The following is an 8,051-nucleotide window of genomic DNA, read 5'->3' as shown; positions in this document are numbered from 1 at the left end:
GTCTCGGCGGACTGGTCTTCGAGGGCCTCGCCGGCAGCAACATGATGACCCTCTGTGCCGGCGCCCTGCCGGCGGTCCTGCTGGCCATCGCGGTCGACCTCCTCATCTCCGTCCTGGAGAGGCGGGACGAGGGGGGGGGGGTCGGGGGGGAGAGAGAAGAGAACGAAGGGGGGGGATAGAAAATGGGGCGTAGAGAGAAGAGAATGAAGGGGGGAGATAGAAAATGGGGGGAAGGCGGTGAAGGGAATATGTGAAGGTCTTCGGTTCGTGACTCCCCGGTCATCCCCCAGCTCAGGATAGGATCGGGGAAGAGCGAATAAGACATCCTGGGATAGGAAATCCTCATCCTACTGCCTATCCTGATGGCAGGGGGTCTGGGGGGCGGCAGCCCCCCAGTGAAGAGCGGGATTGGACGGGGGAAGAAAGAACAGAGGCTTCAAGAGGTGGAGATTACCATCTCGCCCCTATCCTGTAATGGGCTGCGAGTGCCAGCGAGTATGAGAACGCAGGATATCATAGATATCCCAAGGGACTCGTCCCGGTGAGCAGAATGGGGAGGGCGGCGAATCCGGCCCCCCCTGGAGGACAGAAAAAAAGAACCGTAAGGGCCGAAACCCCTCACGGCGCCCGATTCACCGGCGCGAACGGGTCGAGGAGGATCCTGTTCGGAAGACCCCGCAGGGCCACCGCGGCGAGGGCCCCGATGACGCCGCGGCCTCCGCAGACCTGAACGCCGTTCCGGGCGGCGACCTCCCGCGCCTCCTCGACGGTGACCACCTCGGCCCTCGCACGGGCGCCGAAGGCCCGCAATTCGGGGAGAGGGCAGAAGCCGTGCCGCAGGGCAATCCCCCATTCAGGGGAGAGGGCCTCGGCGGCGACGAAGCGGCGGGCCCTCTCCGCGATGCCGGGGCAGGCGGCCTGGTCGGCAGCGAGTTCGATATAACTGCACGAGTTGCCCGCCGTCCTCTCCGGCAGGTCGGGCTTGAGCATCGCCACCCTGTGGCCGATCGGGATCACCCCGTCCAGGGTGCTGAGGTGCTGGAGGAGGGCGAGGGCCAGGGCAAAAGTCGCCCCTCCTTCCGCACTGTCGGTGTCGTCGACGCCGATCCCGACCAGGACGAGGGCCCGCGTCCGCACCTCGCCCTCGACGATCCCCCCCTCGACCTTCCTGGTCACGACCGAGCAGACCCCCTCCGCCTCGGCCATCTGGTCGGTGAGGGAGTAGGCCGGGCCGCCGGTGCACCGGATCCTCTGCACGATCTCGTCCCCCTCCCGCCTGATCCCGACCACGCCCACGGCAGGCCGGGGCGCGAGGCCGATCTCCACCTCGTGCTCGGTGAGGGTGCCGCACTCCCGCAGGAGGGTGCCGTCCCTCTGCACATGGACGAGCGCCCCGCCTGCCCGGCCATGGTGGTATGCGCAGAAGGCGGCGCACCCGCTGCTCAGGCACTCATGGTAGCACTCCACCCTGTCGCCGTCGACGGTCGTGAAGATCCGCCGGCACGCGCTCGCGGGAAGGGCCGAGGCGACGGCATACGCGGCCGGGTGCCGCCCCCGCCTCTCCTCCTTCTGGACGATGCACCCCTCGTCGAGGAGACGGTTCACCCAGTCCTGCACCGTGCTCCGCGGCAGGGCGCTCCCCTCCGCGATCTCCTGCACCGTGAAATGCCCGTTTTCGAGAGTCGATCTCCGCATCAGGGCGAGAATGTCCCGCCTCTTCTCAATGACCCTTGACATGACAGTTCTTGATGAAGAGCAGGTCGCCGATGACGGCGCTCGCCGTCTCCACCGACCCCGCCCCCTTCCCGACCTCGGTGATCGCCCCGGCCATATCGGTGACGACAGTCACCGCGTTCAGGGTGTCGCGGACGACAAGAGGATGTTTCTTCGGGAGGATCCGCGGCGAGACCCGCAGCAGCCCCATCTCCGGCACCACCTCGCCGATGAGCCTGATGGTAGAGTTCTGGCTCCCGGCAAGGGTCAGCGCCTCCGCAGTCAGGAGGTCGATGCCCGTGCACTCGACGTCCTTCAGGGTGACGCCGTTATTCCAGATCGTATTGGCGAGGATGACCAGTTTGAGGGCGGTATCGATCCCCTTCACGTCGAAGGTCGGGTCGGCCTCGGCATAACCGAGTTCCCGCGCCTCGGCAAGGGCCTGGTCGTAGGTGAGGCCCTCGTCCGCCATCCTGGTGAGGATATAGTTGCAGGTTCCGTTCATGACGCCATAGACCGCGTGGACGGTGTTGCCGGCAAGGCCGTGCTGGATGGTCTGGATGATCGGGATCGCCCCGCAGACCGTCGCCTCGTACCTGAGTTGTACGCCATGCTCCTCTGCCAGGGCCGTCAGGTCCCTGAAGTAGAGGGCCATCGGCCCCTTGTTCGAGGTGACGACGTGCTTTCCCATGGCGAGGGCCGCCCTGATATGGGTGAGGGCCGGTTCGCCGGTCTCCACGTCGGTGGGCGTCACCTCGACGAGGACATCGTACTCGCCGCCCTCCGCGATCGCCCGGGCCGTCACGGCCGGGTCGCCGCAGAGGCCGGTCTTCGCCTTCTTCTCAAGCACCGCGGCGATGTCGATGCCCGCAGGGTCACAGACCCCGCTCTTCGAGTCGGCGATGCCGGTGACCGTGATCCCGAGGCCCTTCCTGGCGAGCATCGAAGCGACGCCCCGTCCCACAGACCCGAGACCGAGAATGGCGACCCGCATCATGCCACCTCCTCCAGGGGTTCGACGAGGAGGAGGTCCTTCTTTTTCGCCACCGTGCGGAGGATCTTCACCGCCTCGTCCATATGCGTCCGGTTTGTCGCGGAGATGGTGAGGAGGGCCGACGACCTCTGGGCGATCCCAGGCATCGTCATATGCATCTCGACGACCTCGGCATAGCCTGTCCGGTCGATCTGGCCGACGGTGTCTGAGAGGTCGGTGTGCATCAGGTGACCGATCATGATGACGCTCCGCTTCAGGAGGAGACGCTCCTCTCCCAGCCTGAGGATGGTCACCCCCGCCGCTTTGAGAGTCGTGATCAGGCCGTCGAGCCGTTCCTCGGGCAGGTCGAGAACGACCTGGACGATCCTGGTCTTTGGCCTCAGCGTCGGGTCCCACTCGTGGATCACGGCCATGATGTTCCCGCCGGCATCGGAGATCGGCCTGAGGGCGGCCACCAGCTGGCCGGGGGCGTCCTTCACCTCTATCTTCATGGATACCTGCACCAAACCACCGATGTAGTATTCTCGCGCCGAAAAGATAAGCCTTTTATTCCGATCGATCACGGACAAACCGGCCCTTTCCTTCACCTCCGGAATATCAAATCAAAAATATATTTATGATATGACCGCAGAAGTATGACTGATCAGTACAATAAGCTCCTGCTTACCGCGTGAATGCAAGTATCGTCTTGTTTTGGGCGCCTTATTCCGGTGTTCAACGTTGATTCATGCGGGGTTTGGCAGGACTGCCGGTATTGTCCGGGCATTAGAGATTCCCTGCCCTCAAGGGGGTTTTGAAGACCGCATAGCGGAGGCTTTCATGAATAAGGAGATGGTTAAACCCAAAATTACAATCAGATCGTTATATAATATCTTTGGAAAACATCCGGAAAAAGTCGTTTCCCTTCTCAGAAAAGGGAAGACAAAACAGGAAATCCTGGAGGAAACCGGGCAGACCGTCGGCCTCAGGGACGTGAACCTCTCTGTCGACGAAGGTGAAATTTTTGTGGTCATGGGCCTCTCGGGTTCGGGAAAGTCCACTCTTCTCCGGTGCATCAACCGCCTCATCGAACCAAGCCATGGGGAGATCCTCATCGACGGCACCGACATCGCCTCTCTTGAGGAGGACGCCCTCAGGGAGGTGAGACGGAAGAAACTGGGCATGGTCTTCCAGAACTTCGCCCTCCTCCCCCACAGGAGCGTCATCGAGAATGTCGCCTTCGGACTGGAGGTGCAGGGGATGCCGGAGGAAGAAAGGATCGAAAAGGCAGGAAAGACCATCGAGATGGTGGGCCTTGCCGGCTACGAGGAGAGCATGCCCGACGAACTCTCCGGCGGCATGAAACAACGGGTCGGCCTGGCCCGCGCCCTTGCCAGCGACCCCGACGTCCTCCTGATGGACGAAGCATTCAGCGCCCTCGACCCCATTATCAGGACAGGAATGCAGGACGAACTCCTCGACCTTCAGGGCGAACTCTCGAAGACGATCATCTTTGTCACCCACGACCTCGACGAGGCCCTCAAACTCGGGAACAGGATCGCCCTGATGAAGGACGGATGCATTGTGCAGGTCGGCACGCCCGAGGAGATCCTCACCTCGCCGGCCGACGACTATGTGGCCAGCTTTGTCGCCGGCGTCGACAGGACCAGAGTGCTCACCGCGGAAGGCGTCATGAAGCCTCCCGAACCTGTTGTATCGATCATTTCAGGTCCCAGGGTTGCCCTGAAACTGATGGAAGAGCACGGGATCTCGACCATCTTTGCCGTCGGGAAAGGAAAGGTCCTGAGGGGCCTGGTGACCGTTGACGATGCCGTCACAGCGGCACGGGCGAAGAAGACGAACATCGAAGATATCCTGATCACCGACACTCCGGTCACGAGCCCGGGGACGCCTGTCCGCGACCTGATGGGGCTGGTGGCCACAAGCCAGTATCCTGTTGCAGTCGTCGACGCCTGCAACCGGCTCAAGGGCGTCATTGTCAGGGGTTCTCTCCTTGCCGCCCTGGCCGTCTCCGGCAACGGTGAGGAGGAGCTTGTATGACTTCCTTCGACCTCCCGAAGCTCCCGCTCGGCGATGCGGTCGAGGCCCTCGTCGAGTGGATCGAGATCACCTTCGCCGTCGCCCTGGACTGGATCAGCGACGGGCTGGACGCGATCATCGGCGGGATGAAGTCCCTCCTCCTCGTCCTGCCGCCGCCGGTCTTCATCGTCGTGGCGGCGGCGCTCATCTGTTTTGTCACAAAACGCGATACCAGACTCGCCATCGGTTCCGCGATCGGCCTCCTCCTGATCTGGGACCTGCACCTCTGGCCCCTGGCAATGGAAACACTTGCGCTGGTCCTGGTGGCCACGCTCTTTGCGCTTCTTATCGGGATACCGACAGGTATCTTTGCGGCGCGTTCTGAGACGGCGCACAGGATCGTCAAGCCTGGCCTCGACTTCATGCAGACGATGCCGGCCTTCGTCTACCTCATCCCCGCGGTGGTCTTCTTCGGCCTTGGCAACGTGCCCGGCATGATCGCCACCGTCATCTTTGCAATGCCTCCTGTGGTCAGGCTCACCACTCTCGGGATCCAGCAGGTGCCCAGGGAACTGACCGAACTCGCCGACGCCTTCGGGACCACGGAGAGGCAGAAACTGATCAAGGTCCAGTTGCCTGTCGCTCTGCCGACGATCATGGCCGGCATCAACCAGTGTATCATGATGGCCCTCTCGATGGTGGTGATCGCCGCCATGATCGGGGCCCAGGGTCTCGGCTACAAGGTGCTGGAAGGCATCCAGCGCCTCGACATCGGCCTCGGTTTCGAGGGCGGCCTCGCGATCGTGATCATCGCGATCATCCTCGACCGGGTGACCCAGAGCCTGGCACCCGCGCGTACAGAACGATGAAACCATTTTCCCGAGTTGATAGTATGATAAAAAACAGAAAAACAATCGTATGTATTCTGATCGGCCTCGTGGCCGCCGCGCTCGTCCTCACCGCCGGGTGCACCGGCACCGGGGACGCAGGAGCACCGTCCTCAGAACAGAAGTCAATCTCCATCGGCTACGTCCTCTGGGACTCGGAGATCGCGAGCACCAATGTGATCAAGCAGGTCTTCGAGAAGGCGGGCTATGACGTCAGGCTCATAGCGGTCGATGCCGCCCCCCTCTACCAGGCCGTCGCCAGCGGCGATGTGGACTGCACCGTCTCGGCCTGGCTTCCCAGGACGCAGAAGTCCTACATGGAAAAGTTCGGGGACCAACTCGACCTGGTCGGCAAGAACCTCGAAGGCGCGAAGATCGGTCTCGTTGTCCCGACCTATGTGACCATCGACTCCATTGAGGAGATGAACAGTGTAAAGGACAGGTTCGAAGGGAAGATCGTGGGCATCGACGCGGGTGCCGGGGTCATGAAGACGACCGAGGACGCAGTCGAGGCATATGGCCTGGACTATGACATTGTCTACAGTTCGAGCGCCGGCATGGCCTCGGCCCTGAAAAAGGCCGTTGACAGGGAAGAATGGGTCGTGGTCACCGGGTGGACTCCGCACTGGAAGTTCGCCCGCTGGGACCTGAAGTACCTCGAAGACCCGAAGGGAGTCTACGGCGGCGAGGAGTACATCGGTACTCTTGCCAGGAAGGGGCTTGCAGAGGACGATCCCGAGGCATATGCAATCCTGAAGCGTTTCTCCTGGACTCCCGAAGACATGGGGTCGGTGATGCTCGACATCGAAGACGGCATGTCCCACGAGGACGCCGCGCAGAAGTGGATCGATGCCCATCCCGACCAGGTCGATGCCTGGCTCGGGAAGGCATAATACTACGGAACCCCCCTTTTTTCTGATGAAGGTCAGAGTCATCGCCTGCGGCAACCCCTATATGGGCAATGACGGTGTCGGCCACGCCGTGATGGAGCGTCTCTCGGCAAGACACCCGGAACTCGATATTGTCGACGGCGGCCTCGGCGGTTTCGGGCTCATACCCCTGATGGAGGACTGCGACCGCGTCGTCATCGTGGACGCGATGACAGGGATGGGAACACCGGGCGAAGTCCGGGTCTTCCATGAGGTGCCTCCGTCGTCGGTCTTCCCGATGTCCCTCCACGACCTCGGGATCGCGGAGGCGGTCGCCCTCGCCCGAGAGGTCGGGGTCACGGCCGAGGTGGTCATCGTCGGGATCGAGGGGGGAGAGATCGAGGCATTCTCGGACGAGATGACCCCCGAGGTGCAGGCCGCGGTCCCGGCCGCATGTGATGCGGTGATCCGCGCGGTGAAGGAAGGGGACGCGGGCGGGGAGTGACGATCTAAGGAAGGGGGTTGCCGTCTACTACAGACATACTCTGGTCTATGTGTCTCCCTAATACCTTGGGGGTGCGCAGATCCCCCTGCCTTCCCCTTACAGTTCGCCGGGGGACTACGCCCCCGGACCCCCCGCTCAGGATTGGGTCGGGGAAGAGTGAAATGGATATCCTGCGGGGAGATTGCCATTTCTCTCTATCCTGACGTGTCCCGACCCTCAATCCAACCCTCTATCCTGCTTTGCGGTGGCGGGGGAAGGGATTCGATGCCTATCGCTCCTATCCTGGCACCATCGATCCCGGAGGATCGGAAAAAAGAAAAAAGTTTCAGATCGACCCGGGTGCGCCGGTGACGACCGGGAGCGCTGCGGCGATCTCAGGGAGGAGTTCGACCGGGATGCCCATGACCATCTCGCCGTCGGCAATACCGGAGAACTTCCGCGACCCGTCGCAGCCCAGGGAGAAGTTCACCTTCCCGTTGAGATAGGTCTGGGCGGTCGTGTCGGCGCAGACCGACTGGATGCCGGCAAAATTCGACTCGACCCTGCCGCCGAGTTTGTAGAGGACGCTCTGGGCGAGTTTGAGCATCACCCGCGGTTCGGCCACGATGAGAACGACCGTCGGGGTGAAGGGCGTCTTTTCGAGCGGAGCATACATCGTCGCATAGGTCAGCCCTGACTCCACGTGCGGGATCCGGTCGATCGTCCGCTTGCAGGCCGCCCAGGTGTCGAACTTGCCGAGCTTGAAATAGAACTCCCCGCTCTTCAGGCTCGGCGTGATCGCCTTCAGGCCGAGGGCCCAGGCGCCGCCCTGACAGGCGTGCTTCTCTGCAGTGGCATAGAAGACCTTCCCCTCCTTCCGGGCGAGGTTGACCATCTGGCAGTGGCGGGTGGTCTCGGAAAGTTCCTCCATCCCCGCGGGGATCTGTTCCTTCGACTGCACGAACCCGACGGCCACCGGCGAGTGCGATAAATTGAGATATTTCTTCAGGGCCTCGGCAGCAGCCGCATAATCGATTTTCGTCCTTATGTCACTCATTTTTGTTCCTCCTGTAGTCTACTCCTCT

Annotated in this window: 8 protein-coding genes; 4 read left to right on the top strand and 4 right to left on the bottom strand. The window is 62.3% G+C overall.

All coding sequences use genetic code 11. The features are described 5' to 3' along the window. Positions 1-618: 618 nt before the first annotated feature. The 3 genes from PHP59_RS03435 to PHP59_RS03425 are packed head-to-tail and all read right to left on the bottom strand — an operon-like array spanning position 619 to position 3,198. Positions 619-1,737 carry a helix-turn-helix domain-containing protein gene (locus PHP59_RS03435; RefSeq protein ID WP_300163620.1) on the bottom strand — a complete coding sequence of 373 codons (1,119 nt, stop codon included), beginning with the start codon at positions 1,735-1,737 and terminating at the stop codon, positions 619-621. Further along, on the bottom strand, positions 1,721-2,707 hold the full coding sequence (locus tag PHP59_RS03430) for a homoserine dehydrogenase (protein WP_300163626.1): 987 nt from the start codon (positions 2,705-2,707) through the stop codon (positions 1,721-1,723). The genes PHP59_RS03435 and PHP59_RS03430 overlap by 17 nt, the downstream gene beginning before the upstream one ends. Beyond that, positions 2,707-3,198: an amino acid-binding protein gene (locus tag PHP59_RS03425; RefSeq protein WP_300163617.1), complete on the bottom strand. Its 492-nt coding sequence runs from the start codon at positions 3,196-3,198 to the stop codon at positions 2,707-2,709. Before PHP59_RS03425 ends, PHP59_RS03430 begins: the two co-directional genes overlap by 1 nt. A gap of 340 nt (positions 3,199-3,538) precedes the next feature. Between PHP59_RS03425 and PHP59_RS03420 the strand changes: the two genes are divergently transcribed. The 4 genes from PHP59_RS03420 to PHP59_RS03405 are packed head-to-tail and all read left to right on the top strand — an operon-like array spanning position 3,539 to position 6,987. After that, the gene (locus PHP59_RS03420; RefSeq protein WP_300163615.1) at positions 3,539-4,747 is read left to right on the top strand and encodes a glycine betaine/L-proline ABC transporter ATP-binding protein; all 1,209 of its coding nucleotides are present in this window, start codon (positions 3,539-3,541) and stop codon (positions 4,745-4,747) included. Next, positions 4,744-5,595 (top strand): proline/glycine betaine ABC transporter permease, encoded by an 852-nt coding sequence (locus tag PHP59_RS03415; RefSeq protein ID WP_300163613.1) that lies wholly within the window; start codon positions 4,744-4,746, stop codon positions 5,593-5,595. The genes PHP59_RS03420 and PHP59_RS03415 overlap by 4 nt, the downstream gene beginning before the upstream one ends. A gap of 23 nt (positions 5,596-5,618) precedes the next feature. Beyond that, positions 5,619-6,506: a glycine betaine ABC transporter substrate-binding protein gene (locus PHP59_RS03410; RefSeq protein WP_300163611.1), complete on the top strand. Its 888-nt coding sequence runs from the start codon at positions 5,619-5,621 to the stop codon at positions 6,504-6,506. A 25-nt stretch (positions 6,507-6,531) separates the two neighbouring features. Further along, positions 6,532-6,987 (top strand): hydrogenase maturation protease, encoded by a 456-nt coding sequence (locus PHP59_RS03405; RefSeq protein ID WP_300163608.1) that lies wholly within the window; start codon positions 6,532-6,534, stop codon positions 6,985-6,987. Positions 6,988-7,312: 325 nt separating this feature from the next. Here PHP59_RS03405 and PHP59_RS03400 read toward each other — a convergent pair whose 3' ends face one another. Beyond that, positions 7,313-8,023 (bottom strand): DUF169 domain-containing protein, encoded by a 711-nt coding sequence (locus PHP59_RS03400; RefSeq protein WP_300163605.1) that lies wholly within the window; start codon positions 8,021-8,023, stop codon positions 7,313-7,315. Positions 8,024-8,051 lie beyond the last annotated feature (28 nt).

This window comes from Methanofollis sp. (genome assembly GCF_028702905.1).
In the GTDB taxonomy this organism is placed as follows: domain Archaea; phylum Halobacteriota; class Methanomicrobia; order Methanomicrobiales; family Methanofollaceae; genus Methanofollis.
Note: the sequence above shows the minus strand (reverse complement) of the source record. Positions and strands in the feature narration are given on the sequence as shown.

Excerpts from the sequence above, each read along its gene's own strand:
- PHP59_RS03425 (WP_300163617.1), bottom strand. The coding sequence starts at position 3,198 with ATGAAGATAGAGGTGAAGGACGCCCCCGGCCAGCTGGTGGCCGCCCTC.
- PHP59_RS03410 (WP_300163611.1), top strand. The coding sequence starts at position 5,619 with ATGATAAAAAACAGAAAAACAATCGTATGTATTCTGATCGGCCTCGTG.
- PHP59_RS03430 (WP_300163626.1), bottom strand. The coding sequence starts at position 2,707 with ATGCGGGTCGCCATTCTCGGTCTCGGGTCTGTGGGACGGGGCGTCGCT.
- PHP59_RS03435 (WP_300163620.1), bottom strand. The coding sequence starts at position 1,737 with ATGTCAAGGGTCATTGAGAAGAGGCGGGACATTCTCGCCCTGATGCGG.
- PHP59_RS03415 (WP_300163613.1), top strand. The coding sequence starts at position 4,744 with ATGACTTCCTTCGACCTCCCGAAGCTCCCGCTCGGCGATGCGGTCGAG.
- PHP59_RS03400 (WP_300163605.1), bottom strand. The coding sequence starts at position 8,023 with ATGAGTGACATAAGGACGAAAATCGATTATGCGGCTGCTGCCGAGGCC.
- PHP59_RS03420 (WP_300163615.1), top strand. The coding sequence starts at position 3,539 with ATGGTTAAACCCAAAATTACAATCAGATCGTTATATAATATCTTTGGA.
- PHP59_RS03405 (WP_300163608.1), top strand. The coding sequence starts at position 6,532 with ATGAAGGTCAGAGTCATCGCCTGCGGCAACCCCTATATGGGCAATGAC.